Origin of the sequence: Collimonas sp. PA-H2, assembly GCF_002564105.1 — a bacterium.
In the GTDB taxonomy this organism is placed as follows: domain Bacteria; phylum Pseudomonadota; class Gammaproteobacteria; order Burkholderiales; family Burkholderiaceae_D; genus Collimonas.
The window spans coordinates 750,479-764,960 of the sequence record NZ_PDBX01000001.1; the positions used below are offsets into that span (position 1 = coordinate 750,479).

Sequence of the window (14,482 nt, forward strand, 5' to 3'; positions counted from 1 at the left end):
ATGGCACAAGTACATCTGAAAAACGTCAAGAAAACCTACGGCAAGGCGCCCAAGGCCGTCGATGTCATCCACGGCATTTCGATCGATATCGCCGATGGCGAATTCATCGTCATGGTCGGCCCCTCCGGCTGTGGCAAGTCGACCTTGCTGCGCATGGTGGCCGGGCTGGAAGATATCACCTCGGGCGACATCGTGATCGGTGAGCGCGTGGTCAACAAGCTGGAGCCGAAGGACCGCGACATTGCCATGGTGTTCCAGAACTATGCTCTGTATCCGCACATGAGCGTCTACGAGAACATGGCTTACGGCTTGAAGATCCGTGGCCTGAGCAAGGACGATATCGAGACGCGTGTGCAAAAGGCGGCCAAGATCCTGGAACTGGGGGCGCTGCTGCAGCGTACCCCGCGCCAGCTATCGGGCGGCCAGCGCCAGCGGGTGGCGATGGGACGCGCCATCGTGCGCGAGCCGGCGGTATTCCTGTTCGACGAACCGCTGTCCAACCTGGACGCCAAGCTGCGCGTGCAGATGCGCCTGGAAATCCAGAAGCTGCACCGCACCCTCGGCACCACCAGCCTGTATGTAACACACGACCAGGTCGAAGCCATGACCTTGGGCCAGCGCATGATCGTCATGAACGGCGGCCGCGCCGAACAGATCGGCACACCGGCGGAAGTCTACGCGCGCCCGGCCACCACCTTTGTCGCCAGCTTTATCGGCTCGCCGCCGATGAACCTGCTGCGCGGCCGCGTGGCGGCTGACGGCAACAGCTTCGCCATCGAAAATGCCGCCGCCGTCAGCCTGCCGTTCAGCTGCAATCCGATCGCCGGCCATGACTGCATCATGGGCCTGCGTCCGGAGCAGCTGATCTTCGGCCAGCGGGGCTTGAGCCTGCGGGCGGAACTGGTGGAAGCGCTGGGCGCCGATTTGCTGGTGCACGCCTCCATCGGCGACCAGCTGCTGGTGATGCGGGTGCCGGCGGCGACTGCGGTCGAAGCCGGACAGGCCATCACGGCAGGCTTCGATGCCGCGGCCTTGCACTGGTTTAATCCTGAGACCACCCAGCGCATCGAACTGGCCTGACAAACGGCCCGGCTAGACACTGCCCGGGCTGCGTTCAGTCAGCGGGTTGCAAGCTGATCCGCTCGACCGTGGCTTTCTCCACCGCTGCGCGCGAATACAGCAGCGGGAAATATTCGCCTTTCAGCCACTTGTCGGCCAGGTCGCGATAATGCGGACTGTCCGGATCGCCCGACTGTCCGGGCGAGTTGACTGCGCGCGAATTATCCCAGTTGCCGACGTCCACCACGACCCGGAACGAGGGACCGTTGGTTTGCTGGAAATCGCTGCTGCGGTAAGTCGACTGGTTGGGCGAATAGGCGCCGCCATGGGTCGGCATCGGTCCGACATTCAGCTTAGCCCGCGTCGCCTCGTCCACGGCCGCCGCCAGCGGGTGCTCCATCAGATTGTGGTGCAGCTTGCCCCACTGCCATTGGGCGCTGTCGCTGCCCTGCAGTTTTTCCATTTCAGCATAGGCCGCCGTCAGGCTGGCCAGCAAAACCTGGTTGCGCTTTTGCGGCGCATCCTGGCCGAAGCGTGCCTGCGGCTGCTCCAGCGTATCCAGCAGCACCGCGGTATCCGGTGCGCCCATGGCATCCGCAGCAGCCGGACTCAGCACCGCAGCCTTGAAGGCCTTGCCCAGATGGCGCGCCAGCCACACTTCGAACAAGGCAGCCTGTGCCGAATCGGCGCGCTCCACCGCGTCCCAGCCGGCCAGCAGCTTGAGGGCGGCCTGCGTCTGCGCATCGCTGGAGGACAAGGGTTTGAGCAAGGCAACCAGGCGCCGCGCCGGTATCGACAGGTCGTCGTTTTGCAGGCGCATGGAGTCTTCCAGCGAGACCTTGTTGCGCGACGACAGCACTTCGCTGATGCGGGTAAAACGCGAATTATTGGTCCACTCAAAACCCAGCTTGCGCTCGCGGTAAGGATAACCGGCCGGCAGGTTCATCTGGTTGGCCGAGGCGAACCAGCCTTGCTTCGGATTGTAGCTGGAGGGCAGCTGATCGCCCGGCCAGAAGCCGGCCCACTCATAGCGTCCATCGCCAGGCACCGGCAGCAAACCGTCCCAGTTGGGCCGGATCGGCGCCAGTCCGCCCGGCACCCAGCCGATATTGCCCTTGGTGTCGGCATAGACCTGGTTCTCGGTCGGCGCGCCCCAATGCAGCAGCGCTTGCTTGAACTGGGCGAAGCTGGTGGCGCGCATGTACTCTATGCTGCCGAAATACGGCGACATGCCTGGCTGCAGCCAGCCGGAGCGTACCACGAAGGCGCGATTCTTGCCCGGCTCGACAAAGACCACTGGGCCGTGCCGGCTGAACGTCAGTTCGACTTCGACCGGCTTAGCACCCTTGACCTCGATCTGTTCCTTGATGATATTGAACGGCTCCCACCTGCCCCGGTATTTGTACTGGTTTTCATGCTCGGGATTGAGCTGATAAACGTATAAATCTTCCTGATCGATATTGAAAATCGTCAGGCCGAAAGCGACCTTGCCGTTATGGCCGATCGAAATCCCCGGCAGCGCCGGTTCGCCGGCGCCGATCACATCCAGCCCCGGCGCATGGAGATGGGCGATGTAGCGCAGGGACGGCGTCGAGTAGGCGCGGTGCGGATCGTTGGCCATGATGGCGCGGCCGGTGGCAGATTTGGCCGGCGCAATCACCCAGTTGTTGCTGCCCTCGGCGACTTCTTCCGGATTCTCGGCGGCGGCCATGACTACTGCATCGGCCTTGCCGCCCTCAGCCAGGCTGTCCTTGCTGATCTTCACGCCCTGGGTCGCCAGCTTGAATACGTTTAGCAGATCTTGGGGCAGGCAGGGATCGAGACCGTCAGGCAGCGAGGTTTGCCATTGCGGCGTCAGGCCGACGCGGATTTCATCGGATTTGAGATCGGCCTTGCAAACTACATTGGCGCGCGCCACTTCGCTGTCGAGGTTGCGCGTCAGGCCGTGGCTGCGGATGCGCACCACGTCTTCCGCCTGCCATCTGGCCGGCGCATAGCCGAGCTTCTTGAATTCAAAGGGCAGCTGGTCCGGATTAGCCTTGAGGTATGCGATATAGGCATTGATGCCGGCCACGAAAGAAGTCGCCACCTGCTGCGCATGCGGACCGTAGGACTGCCATTCGCGCTGCATTTCGCCACGGTACAGGAACAGCCGGGTGGCGCGGTCTTGCTGCACATAGGCCGGGCCGAACACCTGCGCCAGCCGGCCGAGGCCGCGGCGGCGCCATAAATCGATCTGGAACAGACGATCGCGCGCGGCGTTAAAGCCCTGGACGAAAAAGGCATCGTTCTGATTCGCAGCGTATATGTGCGGTACACCCCATTGGTCGATCAATATTTCGGCAGGCTTTTTCAAGCCGGCTGCATGGAAAACCTGGCTGGCCGCAGGCAGCGCGGCAGGTTCCCTGGCGTGGCCGGGCGAGCTTGCCAGCACAACCAGCAAGGCCAGCGCATAAGAGGTGTCCAAGGACAAGGCTGGTCGCATAAGCAGCTTTTATAATTTATTTATAAAATATCCACAGACTGGCAATGAATGCACCGTACGGTGGGCTGCCGCGGCTTTACCCGGTCAGGGCAACCAGGTTATCGACCTCGATCTTGGCAAATTCGACGCTGCTGTCAAACGCCGCATGCAAGGTGCTGTGCGCGCTTTCGGTATTGGTGCGGCTGGAAACGCTGGCGTCGCCCTTCAGTATCTGGTAGCCGTCATGCCACAGGTCGTCGTGGCCCTGCACGGGTTTCGGCACAATGCTATAGCCGCGATATTCGACGTTCTGGCTGCTTTGATCGCTCATACATTCACCTCGCTACAAATAAGAGTAATCCTAGCATGAGCCGCAAATACGCACATTGCTGAAAAATCGTGTACCTTGAACCTATTGCCGAGGAATGCGTCATACCTTCATCAGTCACAACCAACCGGAGAGATTGATCATGCACAAAGGTCGCGAAGAGAGTACGCATTGGAAAATCGCCGATCTGGATTTTTCAAAAATCGATATCGCGCAAGTACGCCCCGATGAAAACCTGTTTTACCTGGTTGCCTGCGCCTCGTTTGTGGAGAGCGGTTCAGATCTCTATACGCAGAATCTGGTTGATTATTATGGCGACGAACCGGAAATCTCCAGCTGGCTGCGTGAACAATGGGAAGTAGAAGAACTGCAGCACGGCCAGGCGCTGCGCGCCTATGTCGAATATATCTGGCCGGAATTCGACTGGCCGGCCGCCTACGCCAATTTCCTGAGCGAGTATTCCAGCTATTGCAAAGTTGAGCTGCTGGAACCCAGCAAGGGACTGGAAATGGTAGCGCGCTGCGTGGTGGAAGCCGGCACCGCCACCTTCTACAGTGCGCTGTCGCGCAGCACCAGCGAGCCGGTAATGAAAGACCTGGCGTCGCGCATCGCCAAGGACGAAGTGAATCACTACAAGCATTTCTTCCGCTACTTCCGGCGCTTCCGCCAGAACGAGGGTTTGCGCCGGCATCGCATCTTTGGCGCCTTGCGCCGCCGCACCATGGAAATGAAAAACGAAGACGCCGCCTGCGCCCTGCGTCACGTGCTCGGCACCAGGGCGCCGTCGCTTGCCAATGACCAGGCCATGCTGCGGCGCATACACAGCAAGATGAACACTACCATCCGCGCTCACCTGTCCGCCGACATGACCATCAAGATGATCATGCGGCCGCTGGATTTGCCGCCAACCGTGCAGACCATGGTGGCCTACCCGGTGACGCAGATCATGAACAAAGTGTTCTTGCGCTAGCGCCGCTACAAACGATAGAAGCGCTGTGCATTGCCTCCCATGATCTGTTGCTTTTCCCAGGGCTCCAGGATTGCCAGCAACACCTCGGTAACCTCCAGCCAGCGGTCGTAGTCCGCCGCCAGTTTGAGCACCGGCCAGTCGCTGCCCCAGATCACCCGCTCCGCCCCGAAAGCTTCCAGCACATGCACAGCATAGGGTTGCAGCTGGGAGATTTGCCAGCCGGCAGCCGCCTCCGTCACCAGGCCGGATAATTTGCAGTACACCTGCGGCAAGGCCGCCAGCTGGCTGATCAGCGAGCGCCAGGGTTCCATCCGTCCGTCCGCGATGTGCGGCTTGGCGGCATGGTCGATGACCAGCGGCAGTTCCGGGTAGCGCTTGGCAAACGCCAGCAAGGCCGGCAAATGACGCGGCAAGACCAGCGCATCCAGGCTCAGCCGATGACGCTGCATGGCGGCGATCGCCGGCGCCAGCAGCGGATCGTCTATCCAGTCGTCGGCCAAGTCCTGCAGCATGGGCCGCAGGCCGCGCATTTTCGAATGGCTCGCCAGCACAGCGATCTGCTGCGTGGCATGCGCTGACTTCAAGTCGGTCCAACCGACCACGGCGCGGATAAACGGGTTCTGTTCCGCCAGGCCGAGCATGAACAAGGTATCGCTCGTGCTTGGCAAGGATTGCACCAGCACGCTGCCGCCTATGCCATGCTGTTGCAGCAGCGGCGCCAGGTCGGGCGGCAGGAAATCGCGGTGGATAGCCGCCAGTCCTGGCGGCGGCCATTGCCCTGCCCGGTTGGCCAGCAGCCAGAAATGCTGATGGGCGTCGATGCGCATGACGCCGCCGTTTTCAAGAACCATTGCGTTTCATCCTTCCTGCTACAATCAATGCAGCACGTTTCCGGTTTTCCACCTGCAACGGCTGGTTTGTTATATTAAGCCGCTAGCCGGGCCTCGTCGCGGCCAGGCAATTCGCGACCCAAAAAGGTCTATTGGCTGGACCAATAATAGCATGCACAATTTTGACCGGGCAATTGAAAACCGCCTGGAATCCCGCTAAATCTTCGCTCTGTCAAGCAGCATGCCCCGCAGCCGCAATTGCGGACTTATAATTCGCGTCATCGCATGGCGATAATAAACATGCGGCATCCCCTGGGTGGAAACGAATATGCGAATATTGCTGGTAGAAGACAACAGGCCACTGTCCGAATGGCTGGCGCTTACCTTGCACCGAAACAAATATGCAGTCGACTGCGTGTATAACGGCGCCGACGCCGATCACCTGCTGCTGACCCAGCAATATGAACTGGTTATCCTTGACTTGTCCCTGCCCAAGCTGCAAGGCAGTGAGGTGCTCAGGCGGCTGCGCGCGCGCCATAACAATGTGCCGGTGCTGATCCTGACCGCCAACAATTCGGTCGAAGGCCGCATCGGCAGCCTCGACAGCGGCGCCGACGACTACATGGCCAAGCCGTTCGACGTGCACGAGCTGGAGGCGCGCATCCGCGCCCTGCTGCGGCGCGCCAGCCATCAAAAGAATCCGGTCCTGCAATGCGGTTCGCTCAGCTATGACAGCAACAGCCTGATCTTTTCGATAGACGGCGTCGCGCTCACCCTGACGCGGCGCGAACACGCCGTGCTGGAGACGCTGATCATGAAAATGGGCAAGACTGTCAGCAAGCAAGCGCTGGCGGAAAGCCTGTACGCCATGGATGAAGAAGTGTCGCAAGACGCCATCGAAGTCTATATCCACCGCATCCGCAAGAAACTGGAGCATGGCGACGCCGCCATCATCACCTTGCGCGGACTCGGCTACCTGCTGCAGCACCAGCATGTGGTTTAACAGCCTGCGCACCCAGCTGCTGCTGTGGCTGCTGGTGCCGCTGGTGCTGTTCGTCGGCTTTAATGCCTGGGTCACTTACAACAACGCCATCGAGATGGCGACTGTGGTGCATGACCGCATGCTGCTGGGTTCGGCGCGCATCATCGCCGAACAGATACGCTATGAAGACGAGACCCTGCAGGTGACGATTCCGCCGGCAGCGCTGGAACTGTTCCAGTCCGATTCGCATGACCTGATCTACTACCGCGTGGTGACGGGGCATGGCGCACTGCTGGCCGGACAGCCCGATTTGCCGGCGCCGCCGAAAGCCAGCCATAACGAGGAAGCCGTCTATTTCAACGCGACGTTCCGCGATGAACCGGTGCGCATCGTCGCTTTTTTCCAGCAAGTGGTCGGCAACCCGGAACGCGCGCCGGTCATCATCGAAGTCGCGCAAACCCAGCATTCCTACAACGCGCTGTCGGACCGCATGTGGGAACACACGGTGCAGGAGCAGCTGGTAATCCTGCTGCTGGTGGGCCTGCTGCTGCTGCTCGGCCTGCGCCATGGACTGGCGCCGATGATGCGCTTGCGCGACCGCGTACAGCGCCGCAAGCCAGGCGCCCTGGAAGAGCTCGACACCGCGCCGGTGCCTTCCGAGCTGGTGCCGCTGGTGCACGCCATCAATGACTACGTACAGCGGTTGGACGAGCATATGTCGGCGCAGGGACGCTTCCTGGCCAATGCATCGCATCAGCTGCGCACGCCGCTGACAGTGCTCAACACTCAAGTCGACTATGGCTTGCGCAGCAGCGACAGCGCCAGCAAGGATGCCGCGCTGCGCGCGATCAACAAGGGCATACAGCACGGCATCCGGCTGGTGAACCAGCTGCTGACCCTGTCCAACGCCGAAACCGGCACCGGCCATCCCTTGCGCCAAAGCGATGTCAACCTGATCGAGGTGGTGCAAAGAGTGATCGAAGAACTGGCCACCCTGGCGCAGAGCAAAGGCATCGATCTCGGTTTCGAATTCCGCGACAATCCGGTCATGGTGCGGGCCACCCCATCCATGCTGGAAGAGCTGGTGGCCAATCTGCTCGACAATGCGTTGCGCTATACGCCGGCCGGCGGCATCGTGACGCTTGCCGTCGACGGCAACGAGCACGGCACGCTGCTGCGGGTGGAGGACAACGGTCCCGGCATTCCCGAAGCTGAACGGGAACGTGTTTTCGAACGCTTCTATCGCCTGCAGGAAGACCGTTCCGACGGCAGCGGCCTGGGCCTGGCGATCGTCCGCGAAATTGCGGCGGCCAGCAAGGCTGAAGTTGCATTATCGACACCACCCTGCGGCAACGGCTTGCTGGTGACGATCAGCTTTCCGCCCCTGCCCAGCCCTACCCGGCGGCCGCGGGTGGATCGCAAACAACACAGTGAGGCCTTTTCAGAAGAAAACTTACAGTCAGCTTTCAAATCCGGGATATATTTCACCTCAGCTGTGGCGCGGTTTCCACAGTCGAAACACCCTGATTTGCGCTCTGAAAGCAGTTAGTAAGCTTGTGAATTTTATAGTCTGCGGACCGATCCACGCGATTGGCAAATTTAACTATAAATATCTGGAGACACAAATGAAAAAATCGCTGCTGGCGCTGGCCGCCCTCGCGACCCTGGGATCCGTGAGTACTGTCCATGCCCAATCCAATGTCACCATCTATGGCTTGATCGACGCCACCATCAGCACCGTCAACCACGCTGACAAACAAGGCGACCGCCTGACCGGGATTCCGGTCGCATGGTTCAGCGGCAACCGCCTTGGCTTCCGCGGCGCTGAAGATCTGGGCGGCGGCATGAAAGCCATTTTCAAGCTGGAAGCGGAATTCGTGGTCGGCACCGGTGAGATGGATACACCGGGCGTGCTGTTCAACCGCGACTCCTGGGTTGGTTTGCAAGACACTACTTTCGGCCAGATCACACTGGGCCGCCAAAACACCCTGGCGCGGGATTTTTCCCAGGTCTACGGCGACGCCTACGGCTCCAAGCTGGGCCTGGAAGAAGGCGGCTTCACCAACAACAACAACTTCAAGCAGTTGATTTTCTACTCCGGCAGCGCCACCGGCACTCGTTACGATCGTGGCCTGGTCTGGAAGAAGGTATTCAGCAACGGCGTGGTGGCAGGTCTGGGTTACCAGTTCGGCAACACCGCCGGCCAGTTCGCGCGCAATACCACCAAATCTGCAGCGATCGGCTACAACGGTTCGAACTTCATCGTTTCCGGCTTTATCAACCAGGCCGATGTCGGCAACGGCGTCGATACCAACCTCGAAAAGCACAAATCTTTTGGGCTGGGCGGCAGCTACATTTTCGATCTGGTGCGTTTGAATGCCGGCTACTTCCATTACACGGCAGAGCAAGGTGCACTCGGCCAGCGTAAGGACAATGCGTACACCGTATCGGCCAAATTCACGCCGCAAGGTTCGTTTGACTATGAAATCGGCTACCAGGTGATGAAGGCTGACAACGCTGCCTACAACGCAGCCGGCACCAGCACCCTGAACGCCTACGCCGACGCCAGCGGCTCGACCGCCACCGGCAGCGGCAACAAGAAAACCCTGTACGGTTCGACCTTCTACCATCTGTCGAAGCGTACCGAACTGTATGTGGCTGCCGACTATATGAAACTTAGCGACGGCTATCGCGTCGGTTCGGCCAACGGCTTCAAGAACCAGACTGAATTCGCGATGGGCATGCGCACCCGCTTCTAGCCCTATTTTTAACCCTGTTTGAATCCGGCGTCATTGCCGGGACTGCCGTAAAACTTGAAGCTGGCAAGGACTCTATGGTCTTGCCAGCTTTTTTATTGCCGGCAACTGTTGCCGGCTTCAGGCGCGATTTTCCGTACAGAACTATCCATTCCGCCTCCTCAGCCAGCGCTAAGTATTTGCAACTATCCTGTCGCCAGCAAGTCTCAAACGACCAAATTGACGCAGCGGCATCTCGCTAGATCCTGAAACTTAAAGGCCCCATGGAAGAATTCAATCAATCGCTGTTCCTGTTATTCAACGCCAGCGCGCATCCCAATCCGATCACCCTCAACACCGCGATGGTTGCTGCAGACCTGCTCATTTACCTGATTCCGGTTTCGCTGCTGGTCGGCTGGCTGCGCGGCTCAGAAGCCACCCGCAAGCTGATGCTGGAAGCAGTCGTGGCCGGCATCGTCGGCCTCTCCATCAGCATGCTGTGCGGCATGCTCTGGCAGCATCCGCGGCCTTTCGCGATCGGCCTCGGCACCAACTTCCTGGCGCACAGCCCGGATTCATCGTTCCCCAGCGATCACCTGACGCTGCAGTGGAGCGTCGCTTTCAGCTTCCTGCTGCACAAGCGCTTGCGCACTCTCGGCCTGGTGTACAGCCTGCTCGGCTTGCCGATGGCGTGGGCGCGCATGTATCTGGGCGTCCACTATCCATTCGACATGGCGGGCGCCGCCGCGGTCGCCGCGGTCAGCGCCATCATCTGCCATCGCTGCACGCCTTGGTTCATGGCGCCGCTGTTCCGCTGCGCTTCCGCCATCTACGGCTTCCTGTTTGCGCCGCTGATCCGGCGCGGCTGGATGATGAAGTAACGATCCGGAAAGCTAGTTCCACTATGTTCAGATCACGCCCTGCTCGCGCAGCGCGGCGATCTGCTCCGGACTTCTGCCGATACCTGCCAATATCTCAGCGGTATGCTGGCCCAGTTCGGGACCGACCCAGTTAGTCTGACCCGGCGTCGCCGACAGCTTGGGCACGATGCCCGGCAGGTCGATCGGCTGGCCATCCGGTAACGTATGCTGCTGGATCATGTCGCGCGCGCGGAAATGCGGGTCCTGGTGAATGTCCGCAGCGGTATATACTTTGCTGCTCGGCACTTCCGCCTGCTCCAGCACTTGCAGCACGTGCTCCAGCGCATGTTGCGAAGTCCATTCGGTGATGGCGGCGTCGAGCATATCGTTGTTCTGCGCGCGGCCGTCATTGCGCGCCAGGCGTGGATCTTCGGCGAGGTCGCCGCGGCCGATGGCATGCATCAGGCGCTTGAAGATACTGTCGCCATTGCCAGCGATGATCACATAATGTTCACCCCGCTCATCGCTCAGGCAAGGATAGGTGCTGGACGGCGAAATGCCGGGGAAGCTGGCGCCGGTGCGTTCGCGTACGAAGCCGAATTCGGCGTATTCGGGAATCAGGCTTTCCATCACGCCGAACACCGCTTCATACAAGGCGATATCGATGAACTGCCCTTTGCCGCCATTGGCCTTCAGGTGATGCATGGCCAGCAGCGCGCCGATCACGCCATACAAGGACGCTAGCGTGTCGCCGATGCTGACGCCGACCCGCACCGGCGGCCGGTCCGGATAGCCGGCCAGGTTGCGCAAGCCGCCCATCGACTCGGCAATCGCGGCAAATCCCGGGCGCGCATGATAGGGACCGTCCTGACCGTAGCCGGAAACGCGCACCATGATCAGGTTCGGGTTGATCTTTGACAGCTGCTCCCAACCGAGGCCCCAGCCCTCCAGCGTGCCGGGGCGGAAATTCTCGATCACGATATCGGCATCCTTGACCAGGTCGCGCACGATCTGCTGACCCTGCTCTGATTTCAGGTTCAGCGTCACCGATTTCTTGTTGCGGCTCTGCGAATACCACCATAGCGAGGTGCCGTTGTGCAGCTTGCGCCACTTGCGCAGCGGATCGCCGTCGCCGGGCGACTCGATCTTGATGACCTCGGCGCCGAACTGGCCCAGCAGGCTGGCGGCATAGGGGCCGGCAATCAAGGTGCCGAGTTCGATCACCTTGACGCCCTGGAGGGAGGATTGCTGTTCTGCGGATGGCTGGTTCATGTCTGTAATCTGCTGGCTGCGGATCGCCGATTATAGAATATGTCCGCACGTGCACGGCTAAGAACGGCGCCAGCCCTGGCTTCGGCGGAAAAATACGTGCCGCAACGCAACAATTACTCGCATCGCCAGGCCCGTTGCGGCTGGCCGCCGCCGACGGGTTAGAATAGCATGTAGCGCCACGCAACATGTGCAACCAGAAGTAACTCCTTTTGGCTGCTGCTGGCGCGCGGTCTACTATTTAATCACTAAGAAATGCGTGGGAAATATCATGAAGAAAATTGTTCTGATGGTACTGGCTGCAGCGGCCCTGATGGCGACCAGTTCGGCCAGCTTTGCATACGGCTATTATGGACATGGCGGCTTCTACGGCCCGCGCTTTGGCGTCACCATAGGCGGACCGCTGTACTGGGGCCCGCCGCCGGTGTACTACGCGCCGCCGCCGGTCTATTACGCACCGGCGCCGGTGTATGTGGAACCCGAACCGCAAACCTATATAGAAAAAGCCCCTAACTACGCTTATTACTGCCCGAGTCCGGCGGGCTATTATCCGCAGATCCCGCGCTGCCCCAAAGGCTGGATGAAAGTATTGCCGGATGAAGCTCAACCTCGATAAGGCGGTGTAACGATGAACAGTACAACCAAGATATTTGCGGTCTCGATGGCCGTCCTGCTGTCCGGCTGCGTCACCGCGCCAACCGGTCCCAATGTGATGGCGCTGCCTGGCGCCGGCAAGAGCTACGAACAGTTCCGCAATGACGAAGCAGCCTGCCAGCGTGCAGCGCAAGACCGCATAGGTCCATATGCACCGCAGGCGGCGGCAGATAATGCTGTCGGCACAGCGGCAGCCGGCACCGTCATCGGCGCAGCAGCTGGCGCCCTGATCGGTGCGGCAACCGGCCGTGCCGGCGCCGGCGCGGCGATCGGCGGCGGTGTCGGTTTGCTGGCTGGCAGTTCGGTCGCCGGCGACTCGGCTGCGCGCAGCAGCTATGGCATGCAGCGTGAGTACAACAATGTGTATACCCAATGCATGTACGCCAAGGGCAACCAGGTACCGGTCTCCGGCGGCTATGCCAACAGCCGCCGCCAGTATGCGCCGCCGCAATATGCACCGGCGCCGCAGTACTCGGTGCCGCCCGACTACTATCCGCCGCAACGCGGCAACTACGGCCCTCCGCCAGACTACGCGCCTTACTGATCCTGGCTGATCACGACCACTACAAAGACATGCTGCGGCATGTCTTTGTGCATTCCGGGGCGTGCATTTCTGCTGCTGCCCGCCTCGAATTCCTCCTCCAGCGGATCTGAAGCAACGCGACTTTTGCCTTCGGCCCGGCCTCGCCTCAAGTTACAATATTGACAATGACGCGCCGCCATTTAATCCATGGCAATATGCAATCCCGTGGCGCCGACCTGTTTCAATCCCAAGGAGATAGAGGATGAGTTTCATCGTAGTTATTCTGGCTTTGCTGTTCCTGATGTTTGTCGCTTATCGCGGCTACAGCGTTATCCTGTTTGCGCCGGTCGCCGCTCTCGGCGCGGTATTGCTGACCGATCCCGGCATGGTGGCGCCGATGTTCACCAGCGTCTTCATGGAAAAGATGGTGGGCTTCGTCAAGCTCTACTTCCCGGTGTTCCTGCTCGGCGCGGTATTCGGCAAGGTAATCGAACTCTCCGGATTTTCCAAGTCCATCGTCTCCAGCGTGATCCAGGTGGTCGGACGGCAGCGCGCCATGCTCTCCATCGTGCTGGTATGCGGACTGCTGACCTACGGCGGCGTATCGCTGTTTGTGGTGGTGTTTGCGGTCTATCCGTTTGCCGCGGAAATGTTCCGCCAGGGCGGCATCCCGAAGCGCCTGATTCCCGGCACCATTGCCCTCGGCGCCTTTACCTTCACCATGGATTCCCTGCCAGGCACGCCGCAGATCCAGAACATCATTCCCACCACCTTTTTCAATACCACCACCTGGGCCGCGCCTTGGCTGGGCGTGATCGGCGCCGTCTTCATCCTGGTCACCGGCCTGCTGTACCTGGAGTGGTGCCGCCGCAAGGCTGCCGCCAATGGCGAAGGCTATGGCACCGAACTGTTGAACGAGCCGGAGCCGATAGCCGACGGCAAGCTGCCGCATCCCTTGATCGCCCTGCTGCCGCTGGTGCTGGTAGGCGTCATGAACAAATTTTTCACTAGCTGGATCCCCACGGTCTACGGCGCCAGCCATGAAATGACGCTGGCCGGCGCCAGCAAGCCGATCACCACCCAGGTGTCGGGCGTGGTGGCTATCTGGGCAGTGGAAGCCGCCCTGCTGATAGGGATTTTTTCAGTGCTGCTGTTCGCTTTTAAAAGCGTCAAGGAAAAATTCGCAGAAGGCAGCAAGGCCGCCGTCAGCGGCGCCTTGCTGGCATCGATGAACACCGCCTCCGAATACGGCTTCGGCGCCGTCATCGCCGGCCTGCCAGGCTTTGTGGTAATCGCCAACGCCCTGAAAAGCATCCCCAACCCGCTGGTCAACGAAGCCGTCACCGTCACCACCCTGGCCGGCGTCACCGGCTCCGCCTCCGGCGGCCTCAGCATCGCCCTCGCCGCCATGTCGCACACCTTCATAGAAAACGCCCAGGCCGCCGGCATCCCCATGGAAGTCCTGCACCGCGTCGCCGCCATGGCCAGCGGCGGCATGGATACCCTGCCGCACAACGGCGCCGTGATTACCCTGCTGGCTGTAACCGGGCTATCGCACCGGCAGTCGTACAAGGATATTTTTGTGGTAACCCTGATCAAGACGGCAGCGGTGTTTGTGGTGATCGGGACTTACTACCTGACGGGCATAGTCTAAAAAAACACACTGTCGCAGATGCTGTTTTTCACGTTTGGGGGTTGCCCTTGTTTTTGAATTACCGCGCAGGCAAGCAAAAGAAAGTGCATGCCTGCCACCGTTCTTAGCATGCCACCGCACGCACTCCGTAGCCCGTCAATTGGGGTCAGAGTAA

13 protein-coding genes are annotated in these 14,482 nt (G+C 60.4%); 9 read left to right on the top strand and 4 right to left on the bottom strand.

Annotation, left to right across the window (positions count from 1 at the left end; translation table 11 throughout):
- Complete coding sequence (locus tag BCF11_RS03380; protein WP_098493489.1) at positions 1–1,080, top strand: sn-glycerol-3-phosphate import ATP-binding protein UgpC; 1,080 nt, start codon at positions 1–3, stop codon at positions 1,078–1,080.
- Between the two features lie 34 nt (positions 1,081–1,114).
- On the opposite strand, the gene BCF11_RS03385 is transcribed toward BCF11_RS03380, so the two are convergent.
- Together BCF11_RS03385 and BCF11_RS03390 are read right to left on the bottom strand one after the other, a co-directional pair.
- Entirely contained in the window at positions 1,115–3,544 is a 2,430-nt protein-coding gene (locus BCF11_RS03385; protein ID WP_098493490.1) for a penicillin acylase family protein, read from the bottom strand.
- Between the two features lie 76 nt (positions 3,545–3,620).
- Complete coding sequence (locus tag BCF11_RS03390) at positions 3,621–3,854, bottom strand: hypothetical protein (protein ID WP_098493491.1); 234 nt, start codon at positions 3,852–3,854, stop codon at positions 3,621–3,623.
- Between the two features lie 139 nt (positions 3,855–3,993).
- On the opposite strand from BCF11_RS03390, the gene BCF11_RS03395 reads away from it, so the two are divergent.
- Entirely contained in the window at positions 3,994–4,821 is an 828-nt protein-coding gene (locus BCF11_RS03395; RefSeq protein ID WP_098497300.1) for a ferritin-like domain-containing protein, read from the top strand.
- A 5-nt stretch (positions 4,822–4,826) separates the two neighbouring features.
- On the opposite strand, the gene BCF11_RS03400 is transcribed toward BCF11_RS03395, so the two are convergent.
- Positions 4,827–5,672 (bottom strand): amidohydrolase, encoded by an 846-nt coding sequence (locus BCF11_RS03400; RefSeq protein ID WP_233212350.1) that lies wholly within the window; start codon positions 5,670–5,672, stop codon positions 4,827–4,829.
- A gap of 307 nt (positions 5,673–5,979) precedes the next feature.
- Here BCF11_RS03400 and BCF11_RS03405 point away from each other — a divergent pair, with 307 nt between their 5' ends.
- From BCF11_RS03405 to BCF11_RS03420, 4 genes are all read left to right on the top strand, one after another.
- Positions 5,980–6,654: a response regulator gene (locus tag BCF11_RS03405; protein ID WP_098493492.1), complete on the top strand. Its 675-nt coding sequence runs from the start codon at positions 5,980–5,982 to the stop codon at positions 6,652–6,654.
- Entirely contained in the window at positions 6,644–8,182 is a 1,539-nt protein-coding gene (locus BCF11_RS03410) for a sensor histidine kinase (RefSeq protein ID WP_098493493.1), read from the top strand. Before BCF11_RS03405 ends, BCF11_RS03410 begins: the two co-directional genes overlap by 11 nt.
- A 76-nt stretch (positions 8,183–8,258) precedes the next feature.
- The gene (locus tag BCF11_RS03415; protein ID WP_098493494.1) at positions 8,259–9,392 is read left to right on the top strand and encodes a porin; all 1,134 of its coding nucleotides are present in this window, start codon (positions 8,259–8,261) and stop codon (positions 9,390–9,392) included.
- 260 nt (positions 9,393–9,652) lie between these two features.
- Positions 9,653–10,249, top strand: a complete 597-nt coding sequence (locus tag BCF11_RS03420) for a phosphatase PAP2 family protein (RefSeq protein ID WP_098493495.1) — start codon at positions 9,653–9,655, stop codon at positions 10,247–10,249.
- A 27-nt stretch (positions 10,250–10,276) separates the two neighbouring features.
- On the opposite strand, the gene BCF11_RS03425 is transcribed toward BCF11_RS03420, so the two are convergent.
- The gene (locus tag BCF11_RS03425) at positions 10,277–11,500 is read right to left on the bottom strand and encodes a CaiB/BaiF CoA-transferase family protein (protein ID WP_098493496.1); all 1,224 of its coding nucleotides are present in this window, start codon (positions 11,498–11,500) and stop codon (positions 10,277–10,279) included.
- Positions 11,501–11,768: 268 nt separating this feature from the next.
- On the opposite strand from BCF11_RS03425, the gene BCF11_RS03430 reads away from it, so the two are divergent.
- From BCF11_RS03430 to BCF11_RS03440, 3 genes are all read left to right on the top strand, one after another.
- Positions 11,769–12,113 carry a hypothetical protein gene (locus BCF11_RS03430; protein WP_098493497.1) on the top strand — a complete coding sequence of 115 codons (345 nt, stop codon included), beginning with the start codon at positions 11,769–11,771 and terminating at the stop codon, positions 12,111–12,113.
- A 12-nt stretch (positions 12,114–12,125) separates the two neighbouring features.
- The gene (locus BCF11_RS03435) at positions 12,126–12,695 is read left to right on the top strand and encodes a glycine zipper family protein (RefSeq protein ID WP_098493498.1); all 570 of its coding nucleotides are present in this window, start codon (positions 12,126–12,128) and stop codon (positions 12,693–12,695) included.
- A 241-nt stretch (positions 12,696–12,936) separates the two neighbouring features.
- The gene (locus tag BCF11_RS03440; protein WP_098493499.1) at positions 12,937–14,328 is read left to right on the top strand and encodes a GntP family permease; all 1,392 of its coding nucleotides are present in this window, start codon (positions 12,937–12,939) and stop codon (positions 14,326–14,328) included.
- Positions 14,329–14,482 lie beyond the last annotated feature (154 nt).